The sequence below is a fragment of the Burkholderia sp. BCC1996 genome, assembly GCF_905339955.1.
GTDB lineage: Bacteria > Pseudomonadota > Gammaproteobacteria > Burkholderiales > Burkholderiaceae > Burkholderia.
The window spans coordinates 1-16673 of record NZ_CAJPHM010000004.1; the positions used below are offsets into that span (position 1 = coordinate 1).

Sequence of the window (16673 nt, forward strand, 5' to 3'; positions counted from 1 at the left end):
GTGGCCGGCGATGATCCGCACGATCTGGGGCGACCCGGAGCGCTTCAAGAAGAGCTATTACCCGGAAGAACTCGGCGGCACGCTCTACCTCGCCGGCGACGGCACGGTGCGCGACAAGGACACCGGCTACTTCACGATCATGGGCCGCATCGACGACGTGCTGAACGTGTCGGGCCACCGACTCGGCACGATGGAGATCGAGTCGGCGCTGGTCTCGCACGAGCTGGTTGCGGAAGCGGCGGTGGTCGGGCGTCCGGACGACACGACCGGCGAGGCGGTGGTCGCGTTCGTGGTGCTCAAGCGCTCGCGGCCGGAAGGCGAGGAAGCGGCGGCGCTCGCGAAGGCGCTGCGCGACTGGGTCGGCAAGCAGATCGGGCCGATCGCGAAACCGAAGGACATCCGCTTCGGCGACAACCTGCCGAAGACGCGCTCGGGCAAGATCATGCGGCGCCTGTTGCGCTCGCTCGCGAAGGGCGAGGCGATCACGCAGGACACGTCCACGCTCGAGAACCCGGCGATCCTCGAGCAGCTCGCCGAAGTGCGCTGATCGCGCCTGTTGCGCACGTTGCGCGCACGGGCCCCTGCGCGGCAATCCCGATTGCCCGCGCAGGGGCTTTTTGCTAAATAACGGCATGACCGTTCCGCACCGTCCGGCGCCTGCCGCGCCGCCGCCCGTTCCCGAGCCGCTTGCGCGTGCGCATGCGCGCTATTGGCGCTTCAACGTCGCATTGATCCTGGTGCTGATGGCGATCGGCTTCACGGTGTCGTTCGTCGTGCCGTTCTTCGCGCCCGCGCTCGCGGGCGTTCGCTTCGCCGGTTTCAGCCTGCCGTTCTATGTCGGCGCGCAGGGCGCGATTCTCGTGTATCTCGTGCTGATCGTCGTCTACATCGGCTTGATGCAACGCGCGGACCGCATGCTGCGGCGCGCGTACGACGAACATGCCGCGCACGCGGGCAATGCGCACCATGCTCGCTGATCCATGCTGACGCATCGACTGATTCGCGCGTACGCGCTTTACACACTCGGCTTTCTCGGGTTCGTGCTGCTGCTGTGGCGGATCGAGCGCGCGGCCGGCTCCGGCGTGTGGATCGGCTATGTGTTCCTGTTCGTGCCGATCGCCGTGTATGCGGTGATCGGGCTGCTGTCGCGCACGTCCGATCTCGTCGAATACTACGTGGCCGGGCGGCGCGTGCCATCCGCGTTCAACGGGATGGCGACGGCGGCCGACTGGCTGTCGGCGGCGTCGTTCATCGGCCTTGCCGGCTCGCTCTACGCAACCGGCTACGATGCGCTCGCGTACGTGATGGGGTGGACCGGCGGGTTCTGCCTCGTTGCGTTCCTGCTTGCGCCGTACGTGCGCAAGCTCGCGCGCTACACGATTCCCGATTTCCTCGGCACGCGCTTTTCGAGCACCGCCGTGCGCGCGCTCGCTGCCGGCGCGGCGATCCTGTGCTCGTTCGTCTATCTGGTCGCGCAGATCCAGGGGATCGGGCTGATCGCGACGCGCTTCATCGGCGTCGATTTCGCGATCGGGATCTTCTGCGGGCTCGCGGGCATTCTCGTGTGTTCGTTTCTCGGCGGAATGCGCGCGGTCACGTGGACGCAGGTCGCGCAGTACATCATCCTGATCAGCGCGATCCTGATTCCCGTGTCGTTGATCGCGATGAAGAACGGGCTCGGGCCGGTGCCGCAATTCAATTACGGCAAGCTGATGGAACGCGTGGCGGCGCGCGAGGCGCAGCTGCGCGACGCGGCCGAGGAGCAGCAGGTGCGCGATGCGTATCGCCGGCAGGCGGCGGCCGTGCAGGCGCAGCTCGATCGCTTGCCTGCATCGTATGCGGATGCACGCCGACAACTCGTCGACCAGCTCGCGGACCTGCGGCGCCACAACGGGCCGCTGCGCGAGATCAACCAGCGCGAGCGCGAGCTGGCGGACTTTCCGCGCGACCCGACGGCGGCGCGCGTGACCTGGACCCAGGCGCGCGACGACCTGCTGGCACGCGCCGAGCCGCCCGTGCCGATGCACGAGCCGTTTCCCGCGGCGAACGACGACGACCGCAAGCCGCGCGAGCGGAATTTCCTTGCGCTGTTGCTGTGCCTGTCGCTCGGCACCGCGAGCCTGCCGCACATCCTCACGCGCTACAACACGACGACGTCGGTCGCATCCGCGCGGCGTTCGGTCGGCTGGACGCTGTTCTTCATCGCGCTGTTCTACCTGAGCGTGCCGGTGCTCGCGGTGATGATCAAGTACGAGATTCTGACCAACCTCGTCGGGCGGCCGACCGCTGAATTGCCCGCGTGGGTCACGCAGTGGCATCACTTCGAGCCGGACCTGATCAGCGTCGTCGAGGTGGTTCGCGACGGCATCGTGCACTGGTCCGAGATCCAGATGCAGCCGGACATGGTCGTGCTCGCCGCGCCGGAGATCGCGGGGCTGCCGTATGTCGTGTCGGGGTTGATTGCGGCCGGTGCGCTGGCTGCTGCGCTGTCGACCGCGGACGGGTTGCTGCTGACGATCGCGAATGCGTTGTCGCACGACGTCTATTACTGCATGGTCGCGCCGGATGCATCGAGCCAGCGGCGCGTGACGATCTCGAAGGTCTTGCTGCTCGGTGTCGCGCTGTTCGCGTCGTATGTCGCGTCGCTCAATACCGGGAAGATCCTGTTTCTGGTCGGGGCTGCGTTTTCGCTCGCGGCGTCGAGCTTCTTTCCGGTGCTCGTGCTTGGGGTGTTCTGGAAGCGGACGACGACGCGCGGTGCGATCGCCGGGATGGTGACGGGGCTCGCGGTGTGCGTGTACTACATCGTGTCGACTTATCCGTACTTCACGCAGCTCACCGGATTCGCCGGGCAGACATGGTTCGGGATCGAGCCGATCAGTTCAGGCGTGTTCGGCGTGCCGGCGGGGTTCGCGGTGGCGATCGCAGTCAGCCTGTTCGATCGGCAGCCGGATGAGTATACGCGGGCGTTGGTGGATTACATTCGGCATCCGTGAAGGGGGGGCGGCGCGCCTGCGGAGAAGCCGCTTGATTTGCTCCGGATTCAACCGGTTTCATGTTCTCGTCTGCGACGGCGAACAAGAGCGACGCGGAAATTCGGAGATGATCGCTTCACATGGCGGGAGCAACACCTGGCTAAACGATCAGGTGAGACTCGAAATCAGGTGACAGCCACACGTCGCGCGGTGTCCATGACGTGCGATCGGGATCCCGTCGTCCGTCATCGATGAGTCGCCTTCTTCGATGATATTGGGCGAGACGTCGGGATGCTGTGGGCACGACACGCGATCACCTTTGCGCGCGACGTAGCGGCCGTCAAAGCGCATTTTCGTGGAACCTGTTTCGACTTTGCCACCGTGGTCCGTCCCGTCTCCGACGCGGATTAAATCGATCATGCTGAAATCTCAAGGGTCGGGTAATTCAATTATTGCAGCGTGCAGTATTTTTTGATGTTGGCGAGATTTTTCCTGAATTGTTGAGTTCAAATTCTTTCTGTTTGCATTCTTCGCTGCGTCCGGGGGAGGCGGAAATGTGATATTTTGCAATGAGCAGTCGACTGCTCGCCATACTTAGCAATTCAGTAAAATAGCGCCTCCCATCTCGCGTCCGGGTTGGTGTGTCTCCCCCTGATGAAAACATGTCCAGGTAGTTGTAGTCTTTTCCAGTGGTCAGGTCGGATAGAGAGTAGTAAATGCACTCCGTTCCGCAACTATGCCTTCCTATGAAATACTTCCCTGCAAAATTGATGTTGGGGGTGTCGACCAATTTTCCCTCGTCATCGCGCCAGCCATCGTCAGTTTTCTTGTAATAATCTGGTATTTTTAGTTTCCCCGTGTATATTGGGGTGCTGTAATTGGAAAATTCGCTGGAAAGAGTCTCGGGCTGCGCAGTGGTTGCGATCCCCAGGAGGATGGCTGTCATAACTATAGAGATCTTGTGTTTCATTGTCTTCACTTGATCAAGTCGTCTAGTCCGCCAATTGGAACGGCTAATTCTGTTTGCCCCGCGAGCTCTTCATCAACGAACTTCTGGAAGTGAGCTCGCACAGATTGCATTGTAACTCCCCCTTGATCATATTTGTCGCCGGGGAGACTCGCCCATTCTAGATTGCATTGATATTTGTATATTGCGCTGTCTAGATCTCCGTTCTTTACGACATCAAGCGCATGTCGTTTAAACTTGAGCAGGGCGACACAGTACCTGTCTTGAGAGACAGGAGAGAAATCTGTGATGCGCGCCATTTTTCGGTACGCCTTGCTGTCGTTACCATCCCAGTTATATCCCATAACTTGATATGCTCCTGCGGCAGAGGAGGTAACGCTTCGCCCACGGATCAATCTGGTTATCATTATGTGAGGGTGATCGTCAAAGGTGCGCCCGTAATCCTTGATAAAGGATTGCCCCCCAAATAGCCGTTCATAACTATCCAGTCCACGAGTACCTTCTCCAACGCGGATCATCCGAAGGAACGCTCTGACTCGTGCTTCTTCCAAAGTGATAGTCCCTCCAGCGCTGGCCATAAAGTTTCCAACCAAACCAATCGGATGAAAATGCCACGGATTTGGCTCCTTCGGGAACCCCTCCACACCGGTGACCTGCTCCCACCACTGCAATTTTCCGATCCGCTCGATTTCGGTCTTCCACAGCCATAACAGCTTCTTCATGAGCGGAGACAACGCCTCCCACTTGCCCAGGCCGCCGCCCCATTCGCTCTCGCCCCGTACGACGAGGTGGGAGAGGGCTTCCGCCGTCCACGGGGTTTCCTGCGCGTGCTTCAGTTCCTGGGCGGTCACTTTCCCGTCGTGGTTCGCGTCGATCGCCTTTTCGAGTTTCGCGATGAGCGGGCTGCTGTTGACCGTCGCTGCGCTCGTCTCGAATTCGGTCTTGTCTTCGTCGACCAGGAACTGCTCGGCGACGTAGATGTAACGCTTGAGCATGTCGAGCGGCTTGATGCTGCTGTTGTCGATCAGCTCGAAGCCCGGCCAGTCCCACGGCCCGCACATGCGCACGAGCGGATGATCTTGTTCGCACACCCATCCGTCACGCGTGCCGCCGTCCCTGGTGCCGATCGTCACGTAATACCAGCGACGCCCTTGGTCGTCCTGCGCGATGTTCTTGTCCAGATCGACGGTGCGAAACACGGCGCGGAAATCAGCTCCCGGGCCCTTCGCACTCGAAAAGCTCAGCGGGAAGTCCTTCCAGGCGGGCATGATCGTAGCGAGGGTCGTATTGGCAAGGCTTCCGTCGACCCATACAGGCGTACCGATGTCGTTGAACATCGGTTTCGCGCGGCGATTGCCATGTCCGGGGGCGGCCGTCTTCGGTTGTACCTTCACCCACTTTCCCTTTGCGTCGGCGGCGAGTGGTACGAGCTTGGTGCCCGGTTGCAGCTTGTGAGCGGGCTCCGGCAAATGGGTAACCAGTTGCGCTCCGGGCGAGATTTCCAGGAACGCTTTGGACGCCGGCAGATGCTTTGCGCGATCACGGCTCTTCTGGATAAACGATTCGAGTTCGGGGCCTGCAAATACTTCGAGGTGCAGCAGCGACCGGTTCGGTTTCGGCGGCAGCAGCTTCGCATCCGGATAGCGCAGATAGTGGCCGAGCCGGCCGATCACGTCGCCGGCCTTCACCCTGTACGGTTGCTTCAGCACGACGACCGCGTCTAGCGGCTTCGGGTCGACGATCGGATCGAGTTCCCCGAGGAAGACGTATCCGTACGGCGCGTGCGGCGACGCCGGCGCGCCGACGACCGCCGCGGCCGGCGTGCCCGACTTGATGGACTTGATTTTCGCCCAGCCTGGTTTCGCTTGTGCCCGTTCGTCAGTGTCCGATATGGTCAACTCCGACCCCCGCGGCAGAATGCCGATGATCTTGCCGTTCGGCAGATCGCGGATGCGGATACCCGTGATCGGGGGCGGGAGCTGCGTCGCATCCTTGTCGCTTTCTTCCGGTTCCGGCAGTTTCTTGAAATCGCTCTGGATGAAGTCCCCGAGCACGTCGCGATTGATCGTCTTGCGCAGTGACGATACCGGCACTTTCGGCCGCGGAGCGTTCTGCTTGTCGTTTGCCTTGTTGCCGACGACATAGTAGCGATCGCCCTCCCAATACGGCATCGGTCCGATGTTCGGCCCGGACCGGCCGACCGGTGCGACTTTCGCCTGTTCAGCCGCAGACCGGTATGTGTTCCAGTCCATCGTATGCATGTACAGGCTGAAGAACGTCAGCGTTTCGTCCGGTGCCGGCTTGCTCGCAGTCGCGTTCGTAGTCGCCGACGGAGCTGGCGGCGTGGGCGTGGTCGATGATGTCGTCGGCTGCGTTGAGGAATCCTTCGCCGCGTTCGCCTTCGGCGGTGGGGGCACAGGCGGCAACTGCAATCGATGACGGATCAACACGAACCCCGTCGAGTACAACGCGTGTCGACCGTCCTGATAGCGCTGCTCCGGATACTTGCTGTCCAGCCGGTACGCGACGACGTCACCGTCGGCGATCGCGCGGATCCCGTCGCCTTGCCTCAATCGCGCAGCCGTGTTCTGGTCGAAGTGGATGCCGCCGTGCCACATGCCGTTCGCGCCCAACGGATAGAACCCGTCCTCGGCGGCTGCCAACGCCTTCATGTAGGTCATCGGGTTGGCCGGGTCATCCTTGCCGACCGGCGTGAACGGAAAAGCCCAGTTCAGCGGTGTGTAAGGTGATGCCGCACGTGTGCTCGGGGGAGACGCCGGTCGGGCCGGCGCGATGGGCTTCGGGGTAGGGTGGCTATTGCTCATGTTTCCCGGAATCTCTCGGTTCTCGTTTTTCTTGCTGCTCGGGTGGTGGCGGGCCTGGCGTCAACCGGAGAAGAGTGAGCCGCGGCCGCCATCGGTCGACACCGGCGTTGTCTGCAACGGATCGCGAATCGCTCCGCTCGCACCGCCCGGTTTGTCCCAGCTTCCGCATTTTTCGAGGATCTGCCCGGTCGTCACGTTCTCGATCAGCCCGCCCTTGATGCGGATATACGAGCCACCCGCGCCGATCCACACTTCCTCCGCGGCCGTCAGAATCAGACGTCCGTCCGCACTTTCGATCTTCACGTCCTGCAGGCCGACCAGTGAAACGGTGCCGCTCTGTGCCTGAATGTCTACCGGCCCCTTTGCGGCGAAAATCTTGATGCCGAGGTTCTGCGCGAACAGGCTGATCTTGTCGAGCACACTGGCCAGCAACGCTTTGCCGGCCGCCAGGTTGATGTTCCTGCCTGCCACGACGTTCGCGTGCTGGTTTGCCGTGACATGCACCGATTGCTGCGTCGACGCGGCGATCCCTTCAGGACTCGATAGCAGCATCACCGGCTTCGCAAAACCATTCGCGTTGCCGGTGCCGCCGCCGGCTGTGCGGCCACCGCCGGTCGCGCCAGCGATCGTGCGCTGCGTCGCGTCGGTGAACGACTTCAGCGCGGCCTGGCCGTCGTGCAGGCTTTCGGCGCGGTTCGTTTCGCTGGCCCTCGACGCGGCTTCGAACACGGCCTCCGCACCGGCGAGCGGCTCGGTTGCGGCCGTTACGTTCAGCGGCTGCGCGGTGGCCGGCTGCGTCGACACATACAGGCCTTGCTCGGCGCGCACCGCGCCGTACGCGCCGGATTTCAGGTCGAACCCGTTGCCAAGGAACGTGCCGCGCGTGTTGTCGCTCTGCTCGATCAGATAGCCCAAATGCAGATGAGAGCTGTAGCTCGACGAGTAAAGGTGGACGCGGTTCTGACCGCTCGAGTCATCCATGACGAACTGGTTGAAACCGTCGCCACCATATTCGCGGGAGCGGAAGCCGGACAGCAGGCCATGGGTATGCCATACCGGCATCGTTGCGCCACCATGCAATCGCGAGATGATGACCGGCCGGTCGCAATCGCCGTTCACGAAGCCCAGGAGCACCTGATCATCTTTGCGCAACGGAAAATAACCGCCACGCCTTGCACCTGCGTCCGGCATCGCCGCCCGGATCCACGACGTCGACTTCGTATTGCGATCGTTCCGGCTGTTCGATGTCCGGACCCGCACACGGTTGCCGTCGTCCGTGACGATTTCCTCGTTGCTGTCGGTTACGACGATCGCCGTCTGCAAGTGCATCTCCGGCTTCTGATGCGCGAACGGGCTGCGAAAGGGTGTCTTGCGGCGCTGCGCTTCGATCTCGACGTGAAAAAATCCGACGCCGCCATCGCGGTGGCTCACGGTCGTACCGGCCCCGGTGGACTGGGCCTGTTCGATTTCGCTGCGCAGGCTGCGCGGGAATCGCGTGAGCGCATCCATTCCCGGCACGTTGTTCTGGATCAGCCAGTCGCTCGCGATGATCGACAACTCGCGCTCGTCCGCTGGCAACGCATCGAAGAGAGGATGCCCGGATACCCTGAACCAGTAGCCGGGCAGCGCATAGCGCGGACTGCCGATCGCGAAATAGCGCTTCGCACGCGAAGCCCATTCTTCGGTTCGAATGCGGGCCTGTTGTTGTCCGACATCGGATTTGGCCCAGGTCTGCGAGCCCGTATACAGATAGTCTTCGCCTTGACCGGGCAAATCATCCAGATCCGCCGCCGGCGTGCTGACCTGTTTGTCGAGGTCCGGCCGCTTGTAGTCGGCCGTTCCGAGCGTGAGTGTCGCGCTCTGGACGTCCTGCTGTTCGCTCAACTGGGTGAGCCCGTCGAAATCCTCGTCGGTGCCCGCGTGGCTGAACTTCATCTCCGCATTCGGCAGAGAAGGTCCGAAATACAGGTCGTCCATCATGATGACCTTGTGCGACTTGCCGTCCTGCGCGAAATCGAAGCGCGGAAACACACCGACTTCCTCCAGGCTCCGATGCACGAAATTCCAGTCGGTTTCCCACTGCACGCGGTGCGAATACGAGCGCACCGCCGTGCGCAGTTCGTGACCATAGTTGCCGGAAGCTTGCGGATGCTTGTCGAATACGTCGGTGAGAATCTGCCAGCCGCTGGCTTCCTGCCAGTCGCGCCGATCGCTGCCGAGTTTCAAAAAGCTCAACCAGGAGGAGAACTGGAGCTGGAAATACGAGACGGCCCCGTCGTTTCCGACGCGACGGGCGCGTTGCACGTAGCCGTGGATCGGCAGATAGCGGCCGCCCGTCTGGCGGATCCACAGCGTGACAGGTTGCAGCATCAGGGCGTTGAGCTTGATTTTGTCGCCCACGACGGACGATGCGTCGACGGTCACCTCGAAATTGCGGCCGAGCCGTGCGTTGATCTTGACGTACAGCGGCACGAGCCAGTCGTCGCCGAGCGGCGTGTCAAGTTTGATCACGCGATCGAACTGCGCGTAGCCGCCGCGCAGCACCTTCAGCAAGACTTCCCGGCCCATTCGGTCACCCCGGTTCATGGAAAACGCGCCCGACCATCACCGAATATCCAAACAATTTTATCGTTCGGAATAAACGGCGATATATTTGAGATGTTCTGTTTAAATGGGGTGCGCCATTGAAAATGGGAGGCGGTGTGCCCCGCGCTTGATTGCACAAAAAATCATACCGAAGTCAGTTCGAATCGGTAACTGTGGGGCAACGATCCTTTAAGATTTTCTCAACGCTGCTGCTGGCATCTTTTTGAAACGATTCGATCCCTATCGAGATGCGTCTGGCTTCAATAAGAAAACTACGACTGTACGATACCTCGGATCAGCGTTTTCCGGCGTGTGCACTATGTTTTGCGGATTTGGTTAGTACACGTCTGCAAGCTTCATCGACTGTCAGCGATCCCGTGATAAGTGAATACTCTGATTCAACGAAGTTCACAAATCGTTACGTAAAGTTGGGCAGCGATTGAAATTATGGCAACCCATCGTGGTTATGCGCGAGCTGTTGCTTTCGATTGGGACGAAATTGAAGGGGGCAGTGAAATTTGCAGGACCGTACGTCCATTGGTTTGATAGAGCGACGCCATTTTGTTTCGTCCAATACATACGCGCATATATGGCGAATCTATCGGACGGCTAGACGAATAAGGAGAATGCTGTCGAACCCGATGGATACCGACAGCACGTCTTCGAAGCGACGGGCGATCGGCAACCACCCGCTGTCGGTCTGGTACGCCGTGACGAAAACGTCGATGTCGGGTCGACGCTCTAACGCCTCCAGGGGGCGCGCCGGCGTGACAGGGGCACGGAACAACCGCGCGGCGACTGGCCCATTGCCATGATCGGTCGCGGAAGCAGGGAAGAGGGCGGCCAACGCGACTTGATTCCACGTCGCATGTCGCAAAAAAGCCCCGCAAAATCGATCGATCTTGCGGGGCCTTTTCATTGATTCTGGCGGAGAGAGGGGGATTCGAACCCCCGATAGGCGATTAACCTATACACGCTTTCCAGGCGTGCGACTTAAACCACTCATCCATCTCTCCGGAAGAACGAGAGTATAGCAAACTCTGGCGGCCTCCCGCCACTCCCTTTGACGATCGGCCGGAACCGGCCCCAAAACCTTCCAGCGACGCTCGCACGACGTGCATTCGGTGCGGGTGTGGCGGCGGCCGGGGGGACGTGGCTGAACCGGGTCAGCGGGTCATTGCTGCCGATGCTCGCGGGGTATGTCGCGTTGTATCGGAAAAGCGCGAACTGACGCGATCGCGTATCGAGCCGTGCCGCCAGTCGCGCCGCTGCCCGCACCCGCACGCACGGCGTCCCGACTCTGCTATCTTCCCGGGCATCTCACCGCTTTCCCGCCTCTCCATGACCGACCGCATCGTCGCCGCATTCGATTTCGACGGCACCATCACGACCACCGACAGTTTCCGTCATTTCGTCCGCTACGCGGTCGGCACGCCGCGTTTCGCATGGGCCGGGCTGCGCGCGCTGCCGTGGATCGTCGCGATGAAGGCGGGCCTCTTGTCGCGCGGCGATGCGAAGGCGAAGTTCGCATGGTTTGCGTTCGGGCCGATCCGCGAGGACGCGCTCGACGCGCTCGCGCGCCGCTTCGTCGATGGTTATCTGCCGAACCTCGTGCGTCCGGACATGCTGGAACGGGTGCGCGAGCATCAGGCGCGCGGGCATGAAGTCGTGCTGGTCAGCGCGTCGCCGTCGCTGTATCTGGAGAAGTGGGCGAAGACGGTCGGCATCGGCACGGTGCTCGCGACGCGCCTCGCGTTCGAGCGCGGCGCGTTCGCCGGGCGGCTGAACGGCGAGAACTGCTGGGGCCCGCAGAAGGTCGTGCGCTTGCGCGGCTGGTGGGGAAATCAGCCGCCCGCGAAGCTGTTCGCGTACGGCGACAGCCGCGGCGACAAGGAAATGGCCGAACTCGCGAACCGGGCATGGATCCGCGGGCAGGGACCGATGCCGGCGATCGGCGCTGACGGACTGACCGACTGACGGACTGACGGGACCCGCGCGGCGAGCCGCGCCGCCCGCCGTTACGCGTCGGCGCGTTGCGCGCCGCGCGTACCGCGAATCGGACGATACGCGCCCCAGCGATTGGCGCGCCTGAACGTGCCGACATCGTTGAACCGCACGCCGACTTCACGCAGCGCCGCATGCGCGGTGCGCGCGGTCAGCTGCCGGATGTAGAACGGATCGCGCACCACGAAGTGATGGATCGCGTGCGTGCTGCCGAAGTTGAAGCAGAACAGCTGGAACGGCAGCATCCACCACGGGTTGAGCACCTGGGTCTGCTGGATCACGTTGCGCGAATCGATGTCGCCGAAGTAATGCATGTTCGAGCTGACGAAGTTGATGCAGAAGCTGCGTACGAAGTTCGGCCCGAGCCACACGACCGCGAGGAAATCGACGACGCTCATCACGCGCTCGACGACGGCCGGCACGGTCACCGCGTAGCCGAACGCATGCAGCGCGAACAGGCCGGCGTGATACACGATGAACGCGTGCCACAGCGCGTAGTACGCGTGACCGACCGGCATGTAGGACGATGCCTGCTCGATGCGCAATTGCGCGCGCTCGGCCGCATCCTGCACCGGCTGCGCGGCCACGTACTGCTTGACCTTGCGGCGCATCGCATCCGGCCGCAGCACGACGGCGAGCATGCCGTCCGCGATCATCAGCAGGCGCTTCACGCCCCAGCGTTCGCCGTTGGTGATGCCGAATTCCTCGAGATCCGATTCGCCGCCCGATACCTTGTGGTGATGCAGGTGCATGCGCCGGCGCGTCCACGGGTTGATCGTGCCCGGCCGCGTGAGCCAGCACAGCGCCATCATCAGGTGATAGGCCCATGGCGTCTTCTTGAAGTACATCAGGTGGATCAGGTCGTGCTCGAGTTCGTGGATCAGCGACGTGACGAACGCGGCGAGCGGCAACGCGACGTACCACGCGATCGCGCCGCGCGCATGCAGCCACGCGATCGCGAGCATCGCGCCCACCGACACGGCCATCACGGTCGCGCCGACGAGGTTCTGGTTGTCGAGCAGCGGAAAGCGCGCGCGGATCGCATCGCTCGCGGCGTTGACCTCGCGGCGGACATACGCGACCTTGTCGGCGTCGTGATGAAAGACGGTTCGTGCGGGTTGGCTCATCGACCGGAATCCGTGCGGAAAGAGTGGGGCGCAATGCCGATGTGACAAGCATAGGCGCGCCCCGGAGCGCACGCGAGGGCCGCCGGTGCCAATGATGGTGTCATTTCGGGTCACGGTGGCCGGTGCACGGGCGTGCGATGCCGCATCGGGCGGCTAGAATGCCGCTGCGGTGTCATTACGGGCCAGCAGCGCTACAATCCGCCGAAACCGCTCCGGAGTCCGCCGCATGGCCCTGTCCGCCCCGGATGCCGCGCGCCAGCTGAACAAGGCGACGGTATCGTCCGCGTATGCGCTGTTCATGCTGATGCTCGCCGAGGAGCGCGGCATCGATGGCGGCCGGATTCTCGCGGGCTCGGGCGTCGAGCGCGAGCGGCTCGCGCAGCCCGACGCGCGCATCACGCCGCTGCAGCAGGCGGCGATCGTGTTCAACCTGCTCGAGGCGACGGGCGATCCGTCGATCGCGATCGAGATCGGCCTGCGCAGCAGCCTCACGAAATCCGGGCTGATCGGCTTCGGGCTGATGAGTTGCGCAACGCTCGGCGAGGCGATCGCGCTCGGCATCCGCTACCTGCCGACGCGCGTGCCGTTCTTTTCGGTGCGGCTCGCCCAGCTCGACGGGATCGTCGACATCGACGTGCTCGAGGCGTTTCCGCTCGGCCGGTTGCGCCAGTTCGCGGTGGAAAACTTCCTGGTCGAGACGGCGATCCTGTTCAACTCGCTGCTCGATCCCGCGCCGGGGCGCACGCTGCAGTCGCGTGCGGAGCTGCATTTCGAATGGCCCGAGCCGCCGTGGTTCGAGCGCTATCGCGCGCGGCTGCCGCGCTGTCATTTCGACGCGAGCGCGAACCGTATCCGCTGCGACGCCGCGCTGCTCGACGAGCCGATCGGCACCGCGAACGCGCAGACCGCGCAGATGATCGTCCAGCAATGCGAGGCCGAACTCGCGCGGCTCGGCTATGCGGAAAGCATCGTCGAGCGCGTGCGCAACCTGCTGATCTGCGGCGAGACCGGTTATCCGTCGGTGGACGAAATCGCGCGCGAACTGCATGTGTCGGCGCGCACGCTCAAACGCAAGCTCGCGGAATTTGGTGCGACCTATTCGGCGCTGCTCGACGAGATCCGGCTGCGCGATGCGCTACGGTTGCTCGAGGGCACGCGCCTCCCGGTCGACGAGATCGCGGCGCGGGTCGGCTATACCGACCGCGCGAATTTCACGCGTGCGTTCAAGCGCTGGACCGGCGTCGCGCCGAGCGAGCGGCGCTGACGGCGCGTCGGGCGGCGCGGGCCGGTGCCGGTCGTGCGCCCGGCGTCGATCAAGCAATCATTCGATCCATCGGTCGATGGACCCGTCAGACAATCGCCACCCAGTTCGCCCCGCGGCCGCCCGGCACGCGGGCGTGCAACGCCAGCGTGCCGTCGTCCGACGCGATCGCGTACACCGATACGTATTCCGACTGCTCGCCGCACGCGACGAGCCAGCGTCCCGACGGATCGATCGCGAAGCCGCGCGGCTGCGTTTCGGTGGCCGTCGCGTGTACGGGGTCGAAGGCGCCGTCCGCATCGCGGCGATAGCAGAGCAACTGGCTCGACGTGCGTTCGCTCACATACGCGAAGCGCTCGTCGGGCGTCAGGTGGAGATCGGCAGCCCACACGGCGGGCCCGGTCGGCGCGGGCGGGCGCGCATGGCCTTGCGCGAGGCCGGCGACGGCCGGGTGGCGCGCGCTGACCCGTGCGTCGCCGAGGCGGCCGCTATCGGCGTCGCGTGTGAAAGTCGCGAGCATCGCCTGGAATTCGCTGACCGCGACCAGCATCCGGCCGTCGCACGCGAAGCGCAGGTGGCGCGGCCCGAAGCCGCCCGGCACGCGCGTTTCGCCGTGCTCGACCGCACGCAGGCCGCCGGCATCCTCGATCAGCGCGAACGTGAAGATCCGGTCCGAGCCGAGCGAGCTCACGTACGCGAAGCGGTTGTCCGGCGACACGACGACCGCATGCGCGTTCGCGATACCGTGCGCGACCTGCAGCGGCGCGCCGTCGCCGTCGCGCACGCGCGCGGCGTCGTAGAGGCTCAGCGAATGGCCGCCGTACGACGCGCCGAGCAGCCAGCGGCCGCTGCGGTCGAGCGACAGGTAGGCGAGGCTCGCGTCGATCGCGGTCGCGCCGATGCGGGCGAGCGCGCCGGTGGCCGCCGCGACGCGGAACGCGACGATCGTCGGCTGCTCGCCGCGCGTCGCGACGTATAGCCGCGCGCGATCGGGCTGCACGGCGACCGGCATCGCGACGTCGCCGGCCGGGTAGCGGGCGAGCGGCGCGAGCGTGCCGTCGGACGTGAGCGAGAACGTGGCGAGGTCGCCGTCGACGGCATTCGGGACGACGACGGTCAGGCGGTCAGTGTTCGGCATGGCGGAGCATTGCGGTGTGCGTGAAGGACTCGTCGGTCGGCAGGCCGCGCGGCGGATCGCTGCGCCGGCGCGTACGCGCGAACGGCGCGGCGACCGTGGCGACTAGGAACGCGATCGCGAGCGCATCCCGGTCGCCCGCGATCGAACCCGTATGTTGCTTCAGATAGCCGAAGGCCGTCGGCAGCGGTCGATATCGTTCGCGATGAACATGATCGGCACGAGCGGCTGCACGTGCCATTTCACTTTCGAGGTGGCGGATGCGAGCGGGGCGCGGCCGGGCAGGGCGGGCGAGGTCAAGGGAGTCTCCGGGCGGGCGGCGAACGGGGCAGCGGCCCGCGTTCGCGTCGGGTGGGGATCTAAGTAGTATGTTGTCGTATGACATGGTACGCCGGAGATCCTGATATGACGTCACGGGTTTACCCCGAATATATCCGAATATCGGGAAATGCCGGGAGGTTGTCTCCGTGCGCAATCACATCTGATGACGGATGACGTGAGTGGGCAGGCGTGCCGCTCGGTGCTGCCCTGCGGCGCACTTCGCCCCGGCAACCGGCCGGCTTCGTGCGCGGCCCGCTATGCCATCGACACGACGCTGTTCAGCAGCATCTTCACGAGCACGGCCTGCCGTGTCGCCCCCGTCTTCGCGAAGATTCCGCGCAGATGCGCACGGGCGGTGTTCTTCGTGATGCCGGTCGCGGCGGCCGCTTCGTCGAGCGTCAGGCCGTCGACGAGCAACAGCGCGATCTCGGTTTCCATCGGCGTGAGGCGGAACAGCCGGTGCAGCATGTCGCGAGAGGTCTGCGGCGACGACGCCGGATCGCGGACGAACACCGCGACGGCCGGCCGGTGCTGGCGGTCCTCCGCGCCGTGAAAGGGCGCGAGCGGGCGCAGCAGCACGTTCAACGGCATCGCGCCGCCGGGGCGCGACAGCGTGGTGGCCTCGATGCGGCCGAGCGCACCCGCGCGGAAATGCTCGAGCGCGGCCTGCAGCGCCTTCTGCAGCCGGCGCTCGTCGAGCGGGCACGATGCATGGAGCCGCTCCTGGCGCAGGCACAGGCCGTCCTGCTGCTCGAACAGCCGCTCGGCGATGCGGTTGTGCTTGATCACGCGACCGTCCTCGTCGAGGATCGCGGTGCCGACGTCGAGCCGGTCGACCGTGCCCGCGTACAGCGCGCGTTCGGCGTCGAGCACGTCGAGCGCCGCGTGCAGCTCGACCGCGCGCTGCAGGTGCGGCAGCAGCGTCGCGACCTGCGCGCGTTCGGCCGCGTCGAAGTCGCGCGCATGATGCGGGCGGCTCACGAAGAACGCGCACTCGACGCCGCGCTCGCCGCGCAGGATCGCACCGAGGATGAAGCGCAGGTCGAGCGGCTGCAGGTATTGACGGTAGAAATCGTGCGCGCACCAGCGCGTCGCGCCGAACAGCGTGTCGGCCGTGAACACCTGGCCGGGCGGGAGGTCGAGAAACGGGCACAGCGCGTAGAACTCTTCGCTGTACGACGGTTCGCCGGGCAGCAGCGGGCCGTGGGTCGATGCGTTGATGATGAGCCCGCGCCGCGTGCCGCGCGGGCTGCGCAGCACGAGCGTCGTGAAGCTCGCGTCGAGCCGCACGCGCATCGCTTCGAGAAAGCCTGCCCAAGGCGTCGTCTCGGACGGGCCCTGATAGACGAGCCCGAGCCACGCGCTGAGTTCGCGGGCCGTCCATGCCGCGTCGTCGAAGCTGTCGTGTGCGGCCGTGTCGCCGGGCGCCAGCGCGATCCGCATGCTCGTGTTCTCCTGGGTCGGGGTGAATG

12 protein-coding genes, 1 tRNA gene and 1 pseudogene are annotated in these 16673 nt (G+C 64.1%); 5 read left to right on the forward strand and 9 right to left on the reverse strand.

What is annotated here, in order from left to right:
- From U4Z64_RS06225 to U4Z64_RS06235, 3 genes are all read left to right on the forward strand, one after another.
- Positions 1 to 547: AMP-binding enzyme (locus U4Z64_RS06225; RefSeq protein WP_415750553.1), on the forward strand; the 547-nt coding region annotated here is incomplete at its 5' end.
- A gap of 85 nt (positions 548 to 632) precedes the next feature.
- Entirely contained in the window at positions 633 to 977 is a 345-nt protein-coding gene (locus tag U4Z64_RS06230) for a DUF4212 domain-containing protein (protein WP_321819473.1), read from the forward strand.
- Between the two features lie 3 nt (positions 978 to 980).
- Entirely contained in the window at positions 981 to 2996 is a 2016-nt protein-coding gene (locus tag U4Z64_RS06235) for a sodium:solute symporter family protein (RefSeq protein WP_044847629.1), read from the forward strand.
- A 147-nt stretch (positions 2997 to 3143) separates the two neighbouring features.
- Here the strand turns inward: U4Z64_RS06235 and U4Z64_RS06240 are convergent, their stop codons facing one another.
- From U4Z64_RS06240 to U4Z64_RS06260, 5 genes are all read right to left on the reverse strand, one after another.
- Positions 3144 to 3395: a PAAR domain-containing protein gene (locus tag U4Z64_RS06240; RefSeq protein ID WP_321812589.1), complete on the reverse strand. Its 252-nt coding sequence runs from the start codon at positions 3393 to 3395 to the stop codon at positions 3144 to 3146.
- Between the two features lie 25 nt (positions 3396 to 3420).
- Positions 3421 to 3945 (reverse strand): hypothetical protein, encoded by a 525-nt coding sequence (locus U4Z64_RS06245; protein WP_321819474.1) that lies wholly within the window; start codon positions 3943 to 3945, stop codon positions 3421 to 3423.
- 5 nt (positions 3946 to 3950) lie between these two features.
- Positions 3951 to 6767 carry a glycoside hydrolase family 104 protein gene (locus U4Z64_RS06250; protein WP_321819475.1) on the reverse strand — a complete coding sequence of 939 codons (2817 nt, stop codon included), beginning with the start codon at positions 6765 to 6767 and terminating at the stop codon, positions 3951 to 3953.
- Positions 6768 to 6827: 60 nt separating this feature from the next.
- Positions 6828 to 9335 carry a type VI secretion system Vgr family protein gene (locus U4Z64_RS06255; RefSeq protein ID WP_321819476.1) on the reverse strand — a complete coding sequence of 836 codons (2508 nt, stop codon included), beginning with the start codon at positions 9333 to 9335 and terminating at the stop codon, positions 6828 to 6830.
- A gap of 943 nt (positions 9336 to 10278) precedes the next feature.
- Positions 10279 to 10369 (reverse strand) — tRNA-Ser (locus tag U4Z64_RS06260).
- A gap of 325 nt (positions 10370 to 10694) precedes the next feature.
- Between U4Z64_RS06260 and U4Z64_RS06265 the strand changes: the two genes are divergently transcribed.
- Positions 10695 to 11330, forward strand: coding sequence for an HAD family hydrolase (locus U4Z64_RS06265; RefSeq protein ID WP_321819477.1), 636 nt, complete (start codon positions 10695 to 10697; stop codon positions 11328 to 11330).
- 41 nt (positions 11331 to 11371) lie between these two features.
- On the opposite strand, the gene U4Z64_RS06270 is transcribed toward U4Z64_RS06265, so the two are convergent.
- Positions 11372 to 12484, reverse strand: a complete 1113-nt coding sequence (locus tag U4Z64_RS06270) for a fatty acid desaturase (protein WP_321819478.1) — start codon at positions 12482 to 12484, stop codon at positions 11372 to 11374.
- Between the two features lie 226 nt (positions 12485 to 12710).
- Between U4Z64_RS06270 and U4Z64_RS06275 the strand changes: the two genes are divergently transcribed.
- Positions 12711 to 13748, forward strand: coding sequence for an AraC family transcriptional regulator (locus tag U4Z64_RS06275; RefSeq protein ID WP_321803876.1), 1038 nt, complete (start codon positions 12711 to 12713; stop codon positions 13746 to 13748).
- A gap of 85 nt (positions 13749 to 13833) precedes the next feature.
- On the opposite strand, the gene U4Z64_RS06280 is transcribed toward U4Z64_RS06275, so the two are convergent.
- From U4Z64_RS06280 to U4Z64_RS06290, 3 genes and pseudogenes are all read right to left on the reverse strand, one after another.
- Positions 13834 to 14883 (reverse strand): lactonase family protein, encoded by a 1050-nt coding sequence (locus U4Z64_RS06280; RefSeq protein WP_321819479.1) that lies wholly within the window; start codon positions 14881 to 14883, stop codon positions 13834 to 13836.
- Positions 14870 to 15064: pseudogene (locus U4Z64_RS06285) on the reverse strand (MFS transporter); the annotation flags it as partial. The pseudogene U4Z64_RS06285 and the gene U4Z64_RS06280, both read right to left, overlap by 14 nt.
- A 392-nt stretch (positions 15065 to 15456) precedes the next feature.
- Complete coding sequence (locus U4Z64_RS06290) at positions 15457 to 16644, reverse strand: helix-turn-helix transcriptional regulator (protein WP_321819480.1); 1188 nt, start codon at positions 16642 to 16644, stop codon at positions 15457 to 15459.
- Between the last annotated feature and the right edge of the window lie 29 nt (positions 16645 to 16673).

What these genes read in the sequence shown, in the direction of transcription:
- U4Z64_RS06235 (WP_044847629.1), top strand. Translation starts at nt 981, where the DNA reads ATGCTGACGCATCGACTGATTCGCGCGTACGCGCTTTACACACTCGGC.
- U4Z64_RS06240 (WP_321812589.1), bottom strand. Translation starts at nt 3,395, where the DNA reads ATGATCGATTTAATCCGCGTCGGAGACGGGACGGACCACGGTGGCAAA.
- U4Z64_RS06250 (WP_321819475.1), bottom strand. Translation starts at nt 6,767, where the DNA reads ATGAGCAATAGCCACCCTACCCCGAAGCCCATCGCGCCGGCCCGACCG.
- U4Z64_RS06255 (WP_321819476.1), bottom strand. Translation starts at nt 9,335, where the DNA reads ATGGGCCGGGAAGTCTTGCTGAAGGTGCTGCGCGGCGGCTACGCGCAG.
- U4Z64_RS06280 (WP_321819479.1), bottom strand. Translation starts at nt 14,883, where the DNA reads ATGCCGAACACTGACCGCCTGACCGTCGTCGTCCCGAATGCCGTCGAC.
- U4Z64_RS06275 (WP_321803876.1), top strand. Translation starts at nt 12,711, where the DNA reads ATGGCCCTGTCCGCCCCGGATGCCGCGCGCCAGCTGAACAAGGCGACG.
- U4Z64_RS06265 (WP_321819477.1), top strand. Translation starts at nt 10,695, where the DNA reads ATGACCGACCGCATCGTCGCCGCATTCGATTTCGACGGCACCATCACG.
- U4Z64_RS06230 (WP_321819473.1), top strand. Translation starts at nt 633, where the DNA reads ATGACCGTTCCGCACCGTCCGGCGCCTGCCGCGCCGCCGCCCGTTCCC.
- U4Z64_RS06270 (WP_321819478.1), bottom strand. Translation starts at nt 12,484, where the DNA reads ATGAGCCAACCCGCACGAACCGTCTTTCATCACGACGCCGACAAGGTC.
- U4Z64_RS06290 (WP_321819480.1), bottom strand. Translation starts at nt 16,644, where the DNA reads ATGCGGATCGCGCTGGCGCCCGGCGACACGGCCGCACACGACAGCTTC.
- U4Z64_RS06245 (WP_321819474.1), bottom strand. Translation starts at nt 3,945, where the DNA reads ATGAAACACAAGATCTCTATAGTTATGACAGCCATCCTCCTGGGGATC.